We start from the raw sequence: 16818 nt of genomic DNA, 5'->3' as shown, positions 1-16818 counted from the left end.
CCTCCCATTCGGCGCTGACCTAGGAGACAGATGAGTAACCTGATGAACTGGACATGGTTTCACAAGCTGGGCTCGCCCAAATGGTTTTATGAGATCAGTGGCCGCTGGTTGCCCGGCTTGGCCGTTGCCGCTGCCGTGCTGCTGGCTGTGGGGACGGTCTGGGGGTTGGCCTTCGCGCCGCCGGATTACCAGCAGGGCAACAGCTTCCGGATCATCTACATCCATGTGCCGGCGGCATTTTTGGCGCAGTCGATCTACGTGATGCTCGCCGTTGCCGGCGTGGTTGGCTTGGTGTGGAAGATGAAGCTGGCCGATGTTGCCCTGCAACAGGCGGCTCCCGTTGGCGCCTGGATGACCGCCATCGCGCTGATCACCGGCGCTATCTGGGGTAAGCCGACCTGGGGCACCTACTGGATTTGGGATGCGCGACTGACCTCCATGCTGATCCTGCTGTTCCTGTACTTCGGCGTGATTGCCCTCGGCCAGGCGATCAGCAACCGCGACAGCGCGGCCAAGGCCACCGCGGTGCTGGCGGTGGTGGGTGTGATCAATATCCCGATCATCAAGTACTCGGTGGAGTGGTGGAATACCCTGCACCAGCCGGCCACCTTCAGCGTGATCGAAAAACCGGCGATGCCGGCTCAGATGTGGCTGCCGCTGCTGATCATGGTGCTGGGCTTCTACTGCTTCTTCGCCGCCGTGCTGCTGATGCGCATGCGCCTCGAAGTGCTGCGCCGGGAAGCGCGCAGCAGTTGGGTGAAAACCGAGATCCGCGCGCTGGTGGAGGGCAAACGATGAGCTTCGCGTCATTCGCCGACTTTCTCGCCATGGGCAACCATGGTGCCTACGTGTGGTCGGCCTACGGCATCTGCCTGGTGGTGCTGGTGCTCAATGTATTGCTGCCGCTGCAGGCCAGGCGCCGGTACTTGCAGGATGAGGCGCGCCGTATGCGCCGGGAGGAGTCACGTTGAACGCCGTTCGCAAGAAGCGCCTGTTTATCGTGCTGGCGATCGTTGCCGGCGTCGGTATCGCCGTGGCGCTGGCCCTGAGCGCCCTGCAGCAGAACATCAACCTGTTCTACACCCCCACGCAGATCGCCAACGGCGAGGCGCCACGCGATACCCGTATCCGTGCCGGCGGTATGGTGGAAAAAGGTTCTGTGAAGCGCTCCAGCGATTCACTGCAGACCGATTTCGTGGTCACCGACTACGCAGCGCGGGTGACCATTCGCTTCCACGGCATCCTGCCGGATCTGTTCCGTGAAGGGCAGGGCATCGTGGCCATGGGCAAGATCGATGATGCCGGCCTGCTGCAAGCCGATGAAGTGCTGGCCAAGCACGACGAGAACTACATGCCGCCGGAGGTCAAACAGGCCCTGGAGAAGAGCGGTATGAACACGCAATACGAGAAGGCCGGGGAGGCCGCGCAATGATTCCCGAACTCGGCCACCTGGCGATGATTCTGGCCCTGTGCCTGGCCCTGGTGCAGGCGACTCTGCCGCTGATCGGCGCCTGGCGCGGCGACCGCCAGTGGATGAGCCTGGCGCAGCCGGCGGCCTGGGGGCAGTTCGCCTTTTTAGCCTTCGCCTTCGCTTGTCTCACCTACGCCTTCATGATCGATGACTTTTCCGTGGCCTACGTGGCGCAGAACTCCAATACCGCGTTGCCCTGGTACTACAAGTTCAGCGCCGTGTGGGGCGCTCACGAAGGCTCGTTGCTGCTCTGGGCCCTGATTCTCGGCGGCTGGACCTTTGCCGTGGCGATCTTCTCGCGGCAGCTGCCCGAGGAAATGCTCGCCCGCGTGCTGGGTGTGATGGGCATCATCAGCGTCGGCTTCCTGCTGTTTTTGATCGTCACCTCCAACCCCTTCACCCGCCTGCTGCCGAACGTACCGGCCGATGGCCGCGACCTCAACCCGCTGCTGCAGGACTTCGGCCTGATCATTCATCCGCCGATGCTCTACATGGGCTACGTGGGCTTCTCGGTGGCCTTCGCCTTCGCCATCGCCGCGCTGCTCGGCGGCAAGCTGGACGCCGCGTGGGCGCGCTGGTCGCGGCCGTGGACCATCATCGCCTGGGCCTTTCTCGGCATCGGTATCGCCCTGGGTTCCTGGTGGGCCTATTACGAGCTGGGCTGGGGCGGTTGGTGGTTCTGGGACCCGGTGGAGAACGCCTCGTTCATGCCCTGGCTGGTCGGCACGGCACTGATTCACTCGCTGGCGGTGACCGAGAAGCGCGGCGTGTTCAAGAGCTGGACGGTGCTGCTGGCCATCGCCGCGTTCTCCCTGAGCCTTTTGGGTACTTTCCTGGTGCGCTCCGGCGTGCTGACCTCGGTGCATGCCTTTGCCAGCGACCCGGAGCGCGGCGTGTTCATTCTCGCCTTCCTGCTGCTGGTGGTCGGCGGCTCTCTGACCCTGTTCGCCCTGCGCGCGCCGGTGGTGCGCAGCCAGGTCGGCTTCGGCCTGTGGTCGCGGGAGACCCTGCTGCTGGCCAATAACCTGATTCTGGTGGTGGCCGCCTCGATGATCCTGCTCGGCACCCTTTATCCGCTGGTGCTCGATGCCCTGAGCGGCGCCAAGCTGTCGGTCGGTCCGCCATATTTCAATGCGCTGTTCGTGCCGCTGATGGGCTTGCTGATGGCCGTACTCGCGGTCGGCGTGCTGGTGCGCTGGAAGGACACGCCGCTGCGCTGGCTGCTCGGCATGCTCACCCCGGTGCTGGTCGCCAGTGTGGCACTGGCGTTGCTGGCCAGCCTGCTATGGGGCGATTTCCACTGGGCGGTGCTCGGCGTCTGCCTGTTGGCCGCCTGGGTAACCCTGGCCGGGCTACGTGACATTCAGGACAAGACTCGCCACAAGGGCTTTTTCAAAGGCATGACCAGCCTGGGCCGCAGTTACTGGGGCATGCAGCTGGCGCACCTGGGGCTGGCGGTCTGCGCGCTGGGCGTAGTACTGACCAGTTTGGGCAGCTTCGAGCGCGACATGCGCATGGCGCCTGGCGAAGCGGTGGAGTTGGGCGGCTACCGCTTCGTGTTCGAAGGGGCGGCGCATCACGAGGGGCCGAACTTCATTTCCGACCGCGGCACGGTGCGCATCTTCGACGGGGAGAAGCAGATCGCCGTGCTGCACCCGGAAAAGCGTCTGTACACCGTGCAGCAATCGGTGATGACCGAAGCCGGCATCGACGCCGGGCTGACCCGCGATCTGTTCGTCGCCCTCGGCGAGCCGCTGGGGCAAGGCGCCTGGGCGGTGCGAATTCATATCAAACCCTTCGTTCGCTGGATCTGGCTAGGCGCCCTGATGATGGGCTTCGGTGGCTTTCTCGCCGCCGCCGACAAGCGCTACCGGATGAAAGTCAAAACCCGCGTGCGTGACGCGCTGGGCCTGCAGGAGGCTCGCGCATGAGACGCCTGATCTTGTTGCTACCGCTGGTGATCTTTCTCGGCGTGGCGGTATTTCTCTACCGCGGGCTGTTTCTTGATCCGTCCGAGCTGCCGTCGGCATTGATCGACAAACCTTTCCCGGCCTTCTCGCTGCCGGCGGTGGAGGGTGATCAACTGATCACCCAGCAGAACCTGCTCGGCAAACCGTCACTGGTCAACGTCTGGGCCACCTGGTGTGTGGCCTGCAAGGTCGAGCACCCGGTGCTCAACAAGCTGGCGTCCATGGGTGTGAACATCCATGGCGTCAACTACAAGGACGACAACGCGGCCGCGCAGAAATGGCTGAGCGAATTCCATGACCCGTACCAGCTCAACATCAGCGACCCCAAGGGCACGCTGGGCCTGGATCTCGGCGTTTACGGGGCGCCGGAGACCTTCTTCGTCGACGCCAAGGGCATCATTCGCCACAAGTTTGTCGGCGTGATCGACGAAGCGATCTGGCGCGAGAAGCTAGCGCCGCTGTACCAGCAGATGGTCGATGAGGCCGGCCAATGATGCGCCTGTTTAGCGGCCTGGTTCTGCTGCTGGCGTTGGGCGGTGTGGCCCAGGCTGCCATCGACACCTATGAGTTCGCCAGCGAGGGCGAACGTGATCGCTATCGCCAGCTCACCGAAGAGCTGCGCTGCCCGAAATGCCAGAACCAGAACATTGCCGACTCCAACGCGCCGATCGCCGTGGACTTGCGCGCCGAGATCTACCGCAAGCTCGAGGCGGGTGAGAGCAATGCGCAGATCATCGATTACCTGGTCGCACGCTATGGCGATTTCGTGCTCTACAAGCCGCCGGTCAGTGGTCGCACGCTGCTGCTCTGGTACGGCCCGGCGGCGCTGCTGGCCGGCGGTTTCGTGCTGCTCGGAGTGATCGTCCTGCGCCGTCGCAAGTCCAGTGGTGAGGCTGCCACGGGTCTGTCACAGGAAGAACAGCAACGTCTGGCGCACCTGCTCGAGCAGGTGCCTGAGGATAAGAAAGCCCCATGATCGAATTCTGGTTGTCCGCCGGCCTGTTGTGTCTGGTCGCGGTGAGTTTCCTGCTCATCCCGCTGCTGCGCGGGCGCAAGGTGCAGACCGAGGAAGATCGCACCGCGCTCAACGTGACTCTCTATCAGGAACGCCTGCGCGAGCTGGAACTGCAGCATCAGGCCGGCACCCTGGATGCAGCGCAATGGCAGGCTGCCCACGACGAAGCGGCCCGCGAGCTGCTGGCTGACACCGAGGGCAGCGAAGCTCGCCAGGCACGTCGCCTCGGCCGCGCCGTACCGCTGCTGGCGGTGGCGCTGGTGCCCGTGCTGGCCGTGGTGCTGTACCTGCAGTGGGGCGCCATCGACAAGGTCGAGCAGGCGCGCACATTCGCCGCAGAGCCGCGCAGCATCGAAGAGATGACCGCGCGCCTGGAGCAGGCCGTGCAGAGCAATCCGGAGTCCGCCGAGGGCTGGTATTTCCTGGGCCGCAGCTACATGGCTCAGCAGCGCGCGGCGGATGCCGCTCGGGCGTTCGAACAGGCGGTCAAGGTGGCGGGACGCGAGCCCGAACTGCTCGGCCAGTGGGCCCAGGCGCTGTATTTTGCCGCTGACAAACAGTGGAGCCCGCAACTGGACGTGCTGACCAGCGAAGCCTTGAAAGCCGACCCGCAGGAGGTGACCAGCCTCGGCTTGCTGGGCATCGCCGCCTATGAGGAACAGCGCTTCGCTGATGCCATCGGCTATTGGCAGCGACTGGTGGCCGTGCTGCCCGAGGGCGATCCCTCACGCCAGGCGATTGCCGGCGGTATCGAGCGTGCCCGCCAGGAGCTGGGCTCGCAGGCCGAAGACAGTGCTGCCGCGCATTCGCAAGCATCGGCTGGTCTGCACGTGCGTGTCGAACTGGCGCCTGCGCTGCGTGACAAGGTGCAGCCCGGTGATACGGTATTCGTGTTTGCCCGCGCTGCATCCGGCCCGCCAATGCCGTTGGCGGCCAAGCGCCTGACGGTCGCCGACCTGCCCGCCGAAGTCAGCCTCTCGGACAGCGATGCGATGATGCCGCAACTGAAACTTTCCGCGTTCGAGCAGGTTCAACTGGTAGCGCGCATTTCGCGCGCCGGCGATGCGAAAAGCGGCGAGTGGATCGGCCAGGGGCAACCGGTGGCCAGCAGCACCCAGGACGTGCAACGCCTTGTCATCGATAGCCCTGACGGCACACCTCCATGAACAGACTGATTTCGGCTGCCGTGGCAGCCACCTTGTTGAGCCTGGCCGGCTGTACCCTGCATAGCCCGGCGCCCGGCACGCCAGCTGGCGGGCCTTCCACGCCGCCTTCCGGCTCGCCGCAGGTCGCCAAATCCCACCCGCGTTTCGCACCACCGCCGGGCGTTTCCAGCCATTGGAACAACGCACTGGGCGTCTACGAGATCGATTCCGAGCGCGACACCTATTACCGCGAGCGCACCTTCTACCGCTGGCAGGATGGCTGGAGTTGGGCCGGTACCCTGCAAGGCCCGTGGGAGCCGGTGGATAGCACCGGAGTGCCTCCGCAGTTGTATCGCCATCACGCGCAGTGACGCGACGTAACGCCCGCACAGGTATTGATTCGCCAGACTGAGTCGTCCTGACAAAGGGCGGCTTTTTCGTTATAGCGTCGCATTGCTCATTCATTCGCATGCCTGGACCGTTTTCATGCGTCTCGGTTTGCGGCCGCGTGTAGTAGGCCTTGCGTCTTGCGATTATCGAACCGCAGTTCGATAATCGCGCAAACCGTCTGGACGAGTGACAGTGCCATGCCCGAATCCCGTTCCGTGCCCAGTTCGATGGCGCCGCCGATCATCGCGTCGCCGGCCAAGCGCATCGAAGCCTTTACCGGCGACCCCAACTTCATGACGTCGCTGGCCCGTGGCCTGGCGGTGATTCACGCCTTTCAGGAGCGCAAGCGCCACCTGACCATAGCGCAGATCAGCCACCGCACCGAGATTCCCCGCGCCGCCGTGCGCCGTTGCCTGCACACGCTGATGAAGCTCGGCTATGTAACCACCGACGGACGCGTCTACTCGCTGCTGCCCAAGGTGCTGACCCTGGGCCACGCGTATCTGTCCTCGACGCCGATGGCCGTTACCGCACAGCCGATTCTCGACCGCCTGAGCGAGCAACTGCACGAAGCCTGTTCGATGGCCACGCTGGAGGGCGATGAGATTCTCTACATCGCGCGTTCGGCGACGCCGCAGCGGTTGATCTCCGTCGACCTGAGCGTGGGTAGCCGTCTGCCGGCCTATTGCACCTCGATGGGTCGTATCCTGCTGGCGGCGCTGGATGATGCCGCGCTGGACGACTACCTGAGCCATGCGGATCTACAGGTGAAAACCAGCCGTACTCTGCACACCCCCGAAGACCTGCGCGCCAATATCGAGGAGATCCGCCGCCAGGGCTGGGTGATCATCGATCAGGAGCTGGAAGTCAGCCTGCGCTCAATTGCCGTGCCGTTGAAGGATTCCGCCGGCCAAGTGCTGGCGGCGCTCAATGTCGGCACCCATGTGGGCCGCGTGTCGCGCCAGGAGCTAGAGAGCCGCTTCCTGCCCATTCTGCTGGAAGCCAGCCACGAGCTGAGCACACGACTGTTCCAGTAGCGCTCTGAACTCCCGGGTGTCGCTATGCTCGACCCGGGCTGCCTAGCAGTGATCCCGGAACCGTAGCCGGGGTTGAGCGAAGCGATACCCAGGAATAACCGGTCGCGCGAGCCGCGCCATACCCACCCCGCGGTGCGCCCATTCAACAACCTGATGATGGCTGGGCGCCGCCTGTGCCTTCGCTACACTCGGGCTGTCTTTCATTAGCCAGCAGGGCAGGTTGAGCATGAGCAATCGCATGATGATCACAGGGGCCGGCTCCGGCCTGGGGCGCGAGCTGGCATTGCGCTGGGCACGCGAGGGCTGGCGGTTGGCGCTGTCGGACGTCAACGACGCCGGGCTGGCGGAAACCCTGCGCCTGGTGCGCGATGCCGGCGGCGATGGCTTCACCATGCGCTGCGACGTGCGCGACTACAGCCAACTGACGGCACTGGCGCAGGCCTGTGAAGAGAAGTTCGGCGGCATCGATATCATCATCAACAACGCCGGGGTCGCCTCGGGCGGCTTCTTCGCCGAGCTGTCGCTGGAGGACTGGGACTGGCAACTGGCGATCAACCTGATGGGCGTGGTCAAGGGCTGCAAAGCCTTTCTGCCGCTGCTCGAGCGCAGCCACGGGCGCATCGTCAACATCGCCTCTATGGCGGCGCTTATGCAGGGCCCGGGCATGAGCAACTACAACGTCGCCAAGGCTGGCGTGGTTGCACTTTCGGAAAGCCTGCTGGCCGAACTCAAGCCGCTGCAGGTCGGCGTGCATGTGGTGTGCCCGTCGTTCTTCCAGACCAACCTGCTCGACTCGTTCCGCGGGCCGACACCGGCAATGAAGGCTCAGGTCGGCAAGCTGCTGGAAAGCTCGCCGATCAATGCCGAGTTCATCGCCGACTACATCTTCAAAGCCGTCGCCGCTGGCGAGTTCATGATTCTGCCCCACGAGCAGGGCCGCCAGGCCTGGGCGCTGAAGCAGAAGAACCCGCAACTGCTGTACGACGAGATGACCCTGATGTGCGAGAAGATGCGCGCCAAGGCGGCCGGGCAGCGCGAAACGAAGACGTCTTGAACCTGTTCACGAGCGTTGGTTTTCCGGGAGCTTGTATCCCGTGCGTTGGCTGCAAGAAGGCAAAAGCGATCGGTGAGCAGCGTATATTTCGTAGGAGGGGCTTTAGCCCCGAGCTTTACAAGGGGGCAAAGATCTTGGGGCTAAAGCCCCTCCTACGAGTTGCGACCGACTGCTCCCGCCATGCCGTAGTCATTACAGATGCAATTACGGCGAGTGATCCTGAACAGCTTCTCAGGCCATTGCACAGTGCGAGCACTGGCTCGCGCTTGCCCTAATCGAAACGCACGAGTAGGGTTGCCGGCTCGGCCGAACCTGGCCGCATGATCAGGAACTCGTGTGAAACCCGTCTCCCGCGCTTTACTGCTGCTGGCTCTGGTGGCCGCAGCGGTGAATCTCCGCCCCGGCATTACCTCGCTGGCGCCGCTTATCGAGCGTATCGCTCAGGAACTGTCCCTCAGCCGCGGCTTTATCAGCCTCACCACGGCGCTACCGGTGCTGTGTATGGGCCTGCTGGCGCCCCTTGCGCCGCGGCTTGCCGTGCGGCTGGGCCTGGAGCGCACCATCACGCTGTGCCTGGGTGCCATCGCCCTGGCATTGGTGCTGCGCCTGGTCAGCCATTCCAGCAGCATTCTCGTTGGTAGCGCCGTGCTGCTAGGCGCCGCCATCGCCATTGCCGGGCCTTTGTTGTCGGGCTTCATCAAACGCCATTTCGCCGGTCGCATGGGCCAAGTGTTGGCCTGGTACTCGTTGAGCATGGCTATCGGTGGCGCCATCGGTGTAGTGCTGACCATGCCGTTCACCCAGCTGTTTGGCGATGACTGGAGCTACGGCCTGGCCATCTGGGCAGTGCCCGCTGTGCTGGCAGTGGTCATCTGGTGCTGCCTGCCCAAGCAGCATGTCGAGCCGCTGAGTCAGGAGGATGCCTCCGCCGGTTTGCCCTGGCGCGAGGGGCGGGCCTGGTTGATCAGCGCCTATTTCGCCCTGCAGGCTGGGCTGTTCTACGCGGTGGCGACCTGGACGGTGGCGCGTTACCAGGAGGCGGGCTTATCGGCGATGCACAGCAACACGCTGTTCAGCCTGGCCATGCTGATGGGGCTGCCGAGCTCCTTCGTGCTACCCATACTGGTGCAGCGCTTCAACCGTTACCTGCTGATGGTCGGCTGCGGCTCCCTGACCCTGGTCAGCCTGGTGATGATCACCTTTGCGCCGACCTTCATCCCGGAATTCTGGGCGCTGACCCTGGGCTTCGGCATGAGCGGTTCCTTCGCCTTGTCGCTGTTGCTGCCGATCTACGAGGCCGGCTCGCCCATGGCGGTCAGTCGCTGGACTGCCATGATGCTCGGCTCGGGCTACAGCGTCGCATGCCTGAGCCCGGTACTCAGCGGTCTGGCGCGCGACCTTTCGGGCACTTATCAGGTGCCGTTCCTGGTGCTGACATGCATGGCGGTGGTGATGGTGCTGCTGGCCTGGTCGATGCGCAAAGGTCCGCGCCGCCCTCCAGTGTGAATGGCTTTGTAGCCCGGGTAGAGCGAAGCGAAACCCGGGTCATCGCCTAGCCGATTGAATGACCCTCATCACTGTCCTGGCCGCTCGCCTGGCCTGCGGCATTCCCCTGAATCGCGCGCTGTGATAGAAGGCTGCCAGTTTTTAGCGGAGTGCCCCCGTGGAATCGGAATCCATCGTCTACGGCAATATTCGTGACTGGCCGTCGGACAGCGCTGCGGAGAGTCGTCTGCGGCGCCTGCTCAACCGGCAGGTGCTCGACACACTGCCCAGCGGCGACGCCTGGCCGTTCCTCGGTCGCGAGATGTTCTCCTGCTGCCAGCAACCGGGCAGCGGCCTGTATCAGACCCAGGTGATTCACTTCGGCGCCAGTTACCAGACCATCGAGTACGAATGGAAACTGTGGGTCGCCGAGTTCGAGGCGCTGCTCAAACGCCTCTACTGGGCCAGCGCTGTGGTGCACTTGGAAACCGAACTAAACGGCACCCACACCTTCCGTTGGGAAGCCGAATCGGAAAGCGGCCTACACAGCCCGCAGGATGGCGCGTTGCGCGTGCGCTGCGCCTGGGAGCGGGAAGGAGGGCTGCGGGGCTGAGCCGCTGCCTGCGATGCGAGTTCTGGGCTGCCGCCGAAGCCCTATAACGTCCTTACGCTTGCGTTTCGCTCATCCATTTCGGTTTTGGATAGCGACGGTCGGACTTTCCAGCCTTAAGGATGGCGCTCGGCACGTCGTGGCCGATCAGGTCGGGCAGGGTGGCGGCGGCTTCGAGCAGGGCATCGAGGTTGACCCCCGTCTCCAGGCCCATGCGCTGGAACATGTGCACCAGATCTTCGGTGCAGATATTGCCGCTGGCGCCCGGTGCATAAGGGCAGCCGCCAAGGCCGCCAAGGGAGGCGTCGAAGCGGTCGATGCCGGCGTTCAGGGCTGCCAGGGCATTGGCCAGGCCCATGCCGCGTGTGTTGTGAAAATGCGCGGTGAATATCGCCTCGGGCCAGCGCTGCAGCGACTCGCGACAAATGCGCTCGACCTGGGCCGGGTCGGCCATGCCGGTGGTGTCGCACAGGGTCACGCCCTGCACGCCGATTGCCAGCAGGCGCTCGGTCAACTCATGCACGCGCGTCTCGGGCACTTCGCCCTCGAACGGGCAGCCGAAGGTGGTCGACAGCGAGGCGTTTATGAACACGCCGCTGCCGCAAGTGACCTCGATGATCTCGCGAAACTGCGCGAGTGACTGTTCCGGCGTCATGCGCAGGTTGGCCAGACCATGGGTGTCGCTGGCCGACATCACCAGATTGATCTCGTCGACTTCGCACGACAGCGCCCGCTCGCAGCCCTTCACGTTGGGCACTAGCACGGTGTACTCCACGCCTGGCACGCGGGCGATGCCGCGCATCACCTCTTCGGCATCACGCAGATTGGGAATCGCCTTGGGCGAGGTGAAGGAGGTGACCTCGATCTTTGCCAGGCCGGTTTGCGACAGCCTGTCGATCAAGGCGATCTTGGCGTTGGTGGGCACGAAGCTGGCTTCGATCTGGAAGCCGTCGCGGGTGGCGACGTCCTGGATGTAGAGGCGTTTGGTCATGGCATGATCCTGGTTGTTCGCGGTGTAGGGTGTGATGTGCGCACCGGCTTGTATGAGGTGGCTGTAGTGGTGGACAAGCTTCGCGTTGTCCACCCTACGAACTGGTGTAGTGCGCAAGGCCTAGGCGGCCCCGCGACACCCTACGGGCTAAGCGGTAGCTGCTGTTAGATGATGCCGCGCTCGCGCAGGCCGGCGACCTGTTCCGCGCTCAGGCCGAGGCCGGCGAGGATGTCGTCATTGTGCTCGCCGAGCTGGGGGCCGCCGGTGCCGATGCGCCCCGGCGTGCGGCTGAGCTTGGGCAGCACGCCCGGCACCTTGAGCGGGCCGACGCTGGTCTGCACCTGCTCGATCATCTGCCGTGCCAGGTAGTGCGGATCCTGCACGATATTGGCGGCGGTGTAGGGATAGCCGGCCGGCACGCGCGCGCCCTTGAGCGCTTCAATCACTTCGTCGCGACCACGCTGGGCGGTCCATTCGGCGATGGCGCTGTCGATCAGTTCGGCATGCTGGCTGCGCCCATCGTTCTGCGCCAGGCGCGGGTCGTTGCCCAGATCGTCGCGGCCGATCAGGTTCATCAGGCGCTTGTAGATGCTGTCGCCATTGCCGGCGATCAGCACGTAGCTGCCGTCTTTGCAGGGGTAGGAGTTGGACGGCGTGATGCCGGGCAAGGCGCTGCCGGCTGGTTCACGGATATAACCGAAGGCGTCGTATTCGGGGACCAGGCTTTCCATCATGGCGAACACCGACTCGTACAGCGCCACGTCGATTTCCTGGCCTTGGCCGCTACGGCCCCGCTCCTGCAAGGCCAGCAGCACGCCGATCACGCCATACAGCGAGGACAGCGAATCGCCGATGCTCACCCCGACGCGCACCGGCGCTTGCCCGGCATAGCCGGAGAGATGGCGCAGGCCGCCCATGGCTTCGCCGATCACCCCGAAACCGGGCAGGTCGCGGTAGGGCCCGGTTTGTCCGTAGCCGGAGATGCGCAGCATGATCAGTCGCGGGTTGATCGCCTTCAACGCGTCATAACCCAGGCCCCAGCCTTCCAGCGTGCCGGGGCGGAAGTTCTCCACCAGCACGTCGGCCTCGCTCACCAGCTTGCGCACGATGTCCTGGGCTTCGGCCTGTTTCAGGTCGAGGGTCAGCGAGCGCTTGTTGCGTGACTGCACGTGCCACCAGAGCGAAGTGCCGTCCTTGATCTTGCGCCATTTGCGCAGCGGGTCGCCCACGCCCGGCGGCTCGATCTTGATCACGTCGGCGCCGAATTCGCCGAGCAGCTTGCTGGCGAAGGGACCGGCGATGAGCTGGCCCATCTCGATCACCTTGAGCCCCTGCAGGGCCATGTTGCTGGTGTTGCTCTGAGTCATGACTGCACCCGATTTGCCTGTGCGTTTCTCGTGGTGCGCAGGATGGCGCAGCGGCGCGGTGCCGACAATTGCCCAATGGCCAAGCTAGGCTTCGCGTATCGCGAAGTGGCATGCTGTAAGTCAGTCTTCTGGCAGCTTAGCTTCGCCAGGCACGAAATGGAGACCCCATGCGCCGCATCGATTTCGTCACCCTCAAGCTGTTCGTCGCCATCGCCGACGAGCGCAGCCTGACCCGTGCCGCCGAGCGCGAGCACCTGGCCCTGGCCGCCGTGAGCAAGCGCGTCAGCGACCTGGAAAACCAGCTCGGTATCGGCTTGCTCTATCGCCAGCCGAAGGGCGTGGAGCTGACCCCGGCCGGCCACGCGCTGCTGCACCATGCACGCAACATGATGGACAACCTCGAACAACTCAACGCCGACCTCAGCGAGTTCAGCGAAGGGGTGAAAGGCCATGTGCGCATCCACGCCAACACTTCTGCGGTGATCGAATTTCTGCCCGAGGATCTGGCCAGCTTCAGTCGCCTGCACCCGCAGGTGAAGATCGATCTCGAAGAGCGGGTCAGCAGCGAAACCATCCGCGCTGTGCGCGAGGGGCTGACCGATATCGGCATCTTCGCCGGGCACGTGCCGGCCGAGGATCTGCAGGTGTTCACCTACCGCCATGACCAGTTGGTGCTGGTCACTCCGCGCGAACATCCGCTTGCCGAGCGCGACGGCCTGTTCCTGCGCGAGGCGGTGGGCTATGACTTCATCGGTCTGCAGCAAGACGCTTCCCTGCACAGCCTGCTGCAACATTCGGCGCACAGCCAGGGCGTGGCCTTGCGCCTGCGCATTCAGGTGCGCAGCTTCGAGGCCATCTGCCGGATGATCCACACCGGCATGGGCGTCGGCGTGCTGCCGGATCTGGCGGTGCGTACCTACCTGCCAGCGCTCGATGTGCGGGTAATCCCGCTGCACGATCCCTGGGCCCGGCGTGAACTCAAGGTGGCGGTACGTAATCAGGACAACCTTTCGCTGACCGCGAAGCAGATGCTCGATCATCTGCGCGGCAGCTCATCGACAGTGGAGCTTGCAGCGCTGCCTTCGTGAATGCCGAAGGCTCGCTTGTCCAAATGTGAATTTCAGCGCGGGTGGAGGGCGCAGTACAGTCCGGCCCAATCGAAGGGGGTTGTCCCTCGACGCTCAGACAAAAACAACAGGAGCCTCCCATGAAATTCTCATTCGTCCGCCGTGGCATAGCCGGCGTGCTCGCCGGTTGCGCACTACTTGGCGCGCTGTCAGCGCACGCAGCGGATCCTATTCTGATCAAGTTCTCCCATATCACCGCCGACAGCACGCCCAAGGGCCAGGGCGCGCTGCTGTTCAAGAAACTGGTGGAGGAGCGCCTGGCCGGCAAGGTTAAGGTCGATGTCTATGCCAACTCCTCGCTGTATGGCGACGGCAAGGAAATGGAAGCGCTGCTGATGAACGAGGTGCAGATGCTCGCGCCGGCGCCGTCGAAGCTGGAGCAGTACACCAAGCAGTTGCAGCTGTTCGACATGATGTTCCTGTTCGATGACGTGGCCGCCGCGCAGCGCTTCCAGTCCTCGGAAAAAGGCAAGGCGCTGCTCAAATCGATGGAGAGTAAGGGCATCACCGGCCTAGCCTACTGGCTCAACGGCATGCGTCAGCTCACTGCCAACAAGCCGCTGGTCGAGCCAAGCGACGCCCGTGGGCAGAAATTCCGCGTGCAGCCGTCCGACCTGCAGGCCGCGCAGTACAGCGCCCTGCGTGCGGTGCCGCGCAAAATGGCCTTCGCCGAGATCTACCAGGGCCTGCAGACTGGCGTGGTCAACGCCCAGGACAATCCCTGGTCGAACATCTACTCGCAGAAGTACTTCGAGGTGCAGAAGTACATGACCGAGTCCAACCACGCCATCGGCAACTACCTGCTGATCACCAATACCCAGTTCTGGAACGGCCTGCCGGCGGACATCCGCAGCGAGCTGGAGCAGATCGTCGACGAGGTGACCGTCGAGGTGAACAAACAGGCCGAGGCGCTGAACGCCGAAGCGCGTCATGCCATCCTCGACACCGGCAAGAGCGAGATCATCACCCTCACGCCCGAACAGCGTGCCGCCTGGCGTGACGCCGTGCGCCCGGCTTGGAAGAAGTTCGAGGCCGAGATCGGTGCCGACGTGATCGAGGCCGCGCAGGCCGCTAATGCGGGCGGTCGATAGTCACTACACCAAATAGGACGCCGTCATGCTCGACCACCTGGATCATCTTGTGCTCACCGCAACCGATGCCGAGGCGACAACGCATTTCTACACCAAGGTACTGGGCATGCGTCTGGAAACCTTCGGCAGTGGTCGCCAGGCATTCTGTTTCGGTAACCAGAAGATCAACCTGCACCTGCGTGGCCAGGAATTCGAGCCCAAGGCGCACCTGCCGGTGCCAGGCGCGTTAGACCTGTGCTTCATCGCCAGCCGGCCACTGGACGAGGTGATCGCGTACCTGCAGCAAGTCGGTTGGCCGATCGTTGAGGGCCCGGTAATGCGCACCGGTGCAACGGGCCCGATCCGTTCGATTTACCTGCGCGACCCAGACCTGAACCTGATCGAAATCGCCGAGCCGGTTTAAGCGTCGATGTATTGAGCGCAGCCTTGGTCCTGCTGTGGGAGGGCGCTTTGCGCCCGACCAGTTTCGCAGGCATGGACTGGGAGCCGCCGCCGGCCCCCACCGTTTTTACTGGGGGTTGACGGTCGGCTTGGTGCGCAGCGTGTCGAACAGCGCGGCGGCGGGCATCGGGCGGGCGAAATGGAAGCCCTGCAGGAAGCGCACGCCGCGTTGGATCAGGTACTGAACCTGTTCGGCGCTTTCCACGCCCTCGGCGACCAAGTCCAACTGCAGGCGGGTGGCCAGGTCCAGGATGTTGTCGAGCAGATGCCGGGACAACGAGTGCGAGTTGACCATGGAGATAAAACTGCGGTCGATCTTCAGTATGTCGATGCGAAATTCGCGCAGATAAGCCAGGCTCGAATGGCCGGTGCCGAAGTCGTCGATGGCGATGCGTACGCCCAGTCCGCGCAGTTCGGTGAACAGCTGTTCGGTGATCGAGGTAGGCGTGATCATCTGCCGCTCGGTCAGTTCCAGAACCAGAATTAACTGCCCAGGCGCGAAGGCGCCTAGGAAGTCGCGGCACTCCTCGACCAGTTGCAGGTTCTGGCAGTGCGCCGCGGTGATGTTGATGCCGATATGAAAGCCCATCGGCAACTGCTCGGCTCGGCCTGCGAAATCCTCGCGGATATGGCGCATCAGGGCACGGGTCATTGGCACAATCAGGCCCAGGCGTTCGGCCAGCGGGATGAATTGGTTCGGCGGCACCAGGCCTTCGCTGGGGTGCTGCCAGCGCATCAGGGTTTCGACCCCGTCCCAGGTGCCGGTTTCGGCGTCTATCACCGGCTGGTAATAGGGAACGAATTCGTCCGCCTCCAGAGCACGCTTGAGCGCAGTGCCAGGCGAGCTGGCGCGCAGGCTGAGGCGATAGGTGCCGATGCCTGCCAGTACGCCGAGAATCAGGAACAGCAGCCACTGCGGCTGATAGTGCGCCTGCATGTAGTGCAGGGTAACGCCCGGCGGATAGCCTGCTGCCACCTTGAACGGGTAGCGCGAAGAAGCGACCTCGATTCCGTAGTCGCTGTCTGCGCGGCCAGGCGCGTTGGTCACGTGGCCGTCAGCGGAAATCCAGTTCTGCCCCACGGCGATCTGCAATGACACCTCCTGGCCATTGATCTGCAGCAGGTTGATCAGGTGTTGGCCGTCGATCCCGATCAGCACGCCATGCTGGGCGTCGGTCTGGCGATAGACCAGCACGGCGCGATCCGGAGTGACCACGTTGCCGGCCATCAGCCTGAGCTGCCCTTGGACGTAGCTGGCGGTATCCTCGGTTTTTTCATAGGCACCGAGCAGTGAGGTGCAGTAGATCAGGCCGTCGGCGACCAGATTGACCGAGCGTGAGAAAGGGCTGATGGTCATCTGGCTGCGGAGTGTCTGGACCACGTTCTCGCAGGGTTGCCCGGCAATCGGCAGCACTACGCCGGCAACTCTAGCGGCATCGTCGAGCATGTGTTCAAGCTGCATGCTGGCGTCGGTAGCGCTCTTTTCGGCACGGTTCTGCAGCAGCGTGGCGGCCTGCCAATACATCAGGGGAATACCAAGCAGCAAAGGCAGCGCCGCGACCGCCAGTGAGGTGCTCAGGCGCAGCGTACGTCCGCGCTTGCGCAGGGTGGAGAGGGGCATGGG

Annotated in this window: 18 protein-coding genes; 15 read left to right on the top strand and 3 right to left on the bottom strand. The window is 63.9% G+C overall.

What is annotated here, in order from left to right; translation table 11 throughout:
- The first annotated feature begins 39 nt into the window (after positions 1 to 39).
- The 12 genes from PVA39_RS12450 (at position 40) to PVA39_RS12395 (ending at position 10180) form a co-directional block, all read left to right on the top strand.
- Positions 40 to 798, top strand: coding sequence for a heme ABC transporter permease (locus PVA39_RS12450; RefSeq protein WP_274124983.1), 759 nt, complete (start codon positions 40 to 42; stop codon positions 796 to 798).
- Positions 795 to 971, top strand: coding sequence for a heme exporter protein CcmD (ccmD, locus tag PVA39_RS12445; RefSeq protein WP_070886331.1), 177 nt, complete (start codon positions 795 to 797; stop codon positions 969 to 971). The genes PVA39_RS12450 and ccmD overlap by 4 nt, the downstream gene beginning before the upstream one ends.
- Entirely contained in the window at positions 968 to 1432 is a 465-nt protein-coding gene (ccmE, locus tag PVA39_RS12440) for a cytochrome c maturation protein CcmE (protein ID WP_274124324.1), read from the top strand. The genes ccmD and ccmE overlap by 4 nt, the downstream gene beginning before the upstream one ends.
- Positions 1429 to 3402 carry a heme lyase CcmF/NrfE family subunit gene (locus PVA39_RS12435; RefSeq protein ID WP_274124323.1) on the top strand — a complete coding sequence of 658 codons (1974 nt, stop codon included), beginning with the start codon at positions 1429 to 1431 and terminating at the stop codon, positions 3400 to 3402. Before ccmE ends, PVA39_RS12435 begins: the two co-directional genes overlap by 4 nt.
- Positions 3399 to 3935, top strand: a complete 537-nt coding sequence (locus tag PVA39_RS12430) for a DsbE family thiol:disulfide interchange protein (RefSeq protein ID WP_013791066.1) — start codon at positions 3399 to 3401, stop codon at positions 3933 to 3935. Before PVA39_RS12435 ends, PVA39_RS12430 begins: the two co-directional genes overlap by 4 nt.
- A complete protein-coding gene (locus PVA39_RS12425) occupies positions 3932 to 4417 on the top strand; it encodes a cytochrome c-type biogenesis protein (RefSeq protein ID WP_274124322.1) in 486 nt (161 codons plus the stop codon). The genes PVA39_RS12430 and PVA39_RS12425 overlap by 4 nt, the downstream gene beginning before the upstream one ends.
- Positions 4414 to 5622, top strand: coding sequence for a c-type cytochrome biogenesis protein CcmI (gene ccmI, locus PVA39_RS12420; RefSeq protein WP_274124321.1), 1209 nt, complete (start codon positions 4414 to 4416; stop codon positions 5620 to 5622). Before PVA39_RS12425 ends, ccmI begins: the two co-directional genes overlap by 4 nt.
- Complete coding sequence (locus PVA39_RS12415) at positions 5619 to 5972, top strand: hypothetical protein (protein WP_274124320.1); 354 nt, start codon at positions 5619 to 5621, stop codon at positions 5970 to 5972. Before ccmI ends, PVA39_RS12415 begins: the two co-directional genes overlap by 4 nt.
- A gap of 216 nt (positions 5973 to 6188) precedes the next feature.
- Complete coding sequence (locus PVA39_RS12410) at positions 6189 to 7028, top strand: IclR family transcriptional regulator domain-containing protein (protein WP_075959730.1); 840 nt, start codon at positions 6189 to 6191, stop codon at positions 7026 to 7028.
- A gap of 226 nt (positions 7029 to 7254) precedes the next feature.
- Positions 7255 to 8082, top strand: coding sequence for an SDR family oxidoreductase (locus tag PVA39_RS12405; protein ID WP_274124319.1), 828 nt, complete (start codon positions 7255 to 7257; stop codon positions 8080 to 8082).
- Between the two features lie 336 nt (positions 8083 to 8418).
- On the top strand, positions 8419 to 9588 hold the full coding sequence (locus tag PVA39_RS12400) for an MFS transporter (protein WP_274124318.1): 1170 nt from the start codon (positions 8419 to 8421) through the stop codon (positions 9586 to 9588).
- Positions 9589 to 9745: 157 nt separating this feature from the next.
- Positions 9746 to 10180: a hypothetical protein gene (locus PVA39_RS12395; protein ID WP_013791073.1), complete on the top strand. Its 435-nt coding sequence runs from the start codon at positions 9746 to 9748 to the stop codon at positions 10178 to 10180.
- A gap of 52 nt (positions 10181 to 10232) precedes the next feature.
- Here PVA39_RS12395 and PVA39_RS12390 read toward each other — a convergent pair whose 3' ends face one another.
- Both PVA39_RS12390 and PVA39_RS12385 read right to left on the bottom strand, forming a co-directional pair.
- Entirely contained in the window at positions 10233 to 11168 is a 936-nt protein-coding gene (locus PVA39_RS12390) for a hydroxymethylglutaryl-CoA lyase (RefSeq protein ID WP_274124317.1), read from the bottom strand.
- 164 nt (positions 11169 to 11332) lie between these two features.
- Positions 11333 to 12535, bottom strand: a complete 1203-nt coding sequence (locus PVA39_RS12385; RefSeq protein ID WP_274124316.1) for a CaiB/BaiF CoA transferase family protein — start codon at positions 12533 to 12535, stop codon at positions 11333 to 11335.
- Positions 12536 to 12702: 167 nt separating this feature from the next.
- Here PVA39_RS12385 and PVA39_RS12380 point away from each other — a divergent pair, with 167 nt between their 5' ends.
- The 3 genes from PVA39_RS12380 to PVA39_RS12370 all read left to right on the top strand — a co-directional run bounded on the left by PVA39_RS12380 (position 12703) and on the right by PVA39_RS12370 (position 15156).
- On the top strand, positions 12703 to 13623 hold the full coding sequence (locus PVA39_RS12380) for a LysR family transcriptional regulator (RefSeq protein WP_274124315.1): 921 nt from the start codon (positions 12703 to 12705) through the stop codon (positions 13621 to 13623).
- A gap of 119 nt (positions 13624 to 13742) precedes the next feature.
- Positions 13743 to 14753, top strand: coding sequence for a TRAP transporter substrate-binding protein (locus PVA39_RS12375; protein WP_274124314.1), 1011 nt, complete (start codon positions 13743 to 13745; stop codon positions 14751 to 14753).
- Between the two features lie 25 nt (positions 14754 to 14778).
- Entirely contained in the window at positions 14779 to 15156 is a 378-nt protein-coding gene (locus PVA39_RS12370) for a VOC family protein (RefSeq protein ID WP_274124313.1), read from the top strand.
- Between the two features lie 105 nt (positions 15157 to 15261).
- Here PVA39_RS12370 and PVA39_RS12365 read toward each other — a convergent pair whose 3' ends face one another.
- Entirely contained in the window at positions 15262 to 16815 is a 1554-nt protein-coding gene (locus PVA39_RS12365; RefSeq protein WP_274124312.1) for a cyclic diguanylate phosphodiesterase, read from the bottom strand.
- Positions 16816 to 16818 lie beyond the last annotated feature (3 nt).

This window comes from Pseudomonas sp. CNPSo 3701 (genome assembly GCF_028674975.1).
Lineage (GTDB): Bacteria > Pseudomonadota > Gammaproteobacteria > Pseudomonadales > Pseudomonadaceae > Aquipseudomonas > Aquipseudomonas straminea.
Note: the sequence above shows the minus strand (reverse complement) of the source record. Positions and strands in the feature narration are given on the sequence as shown.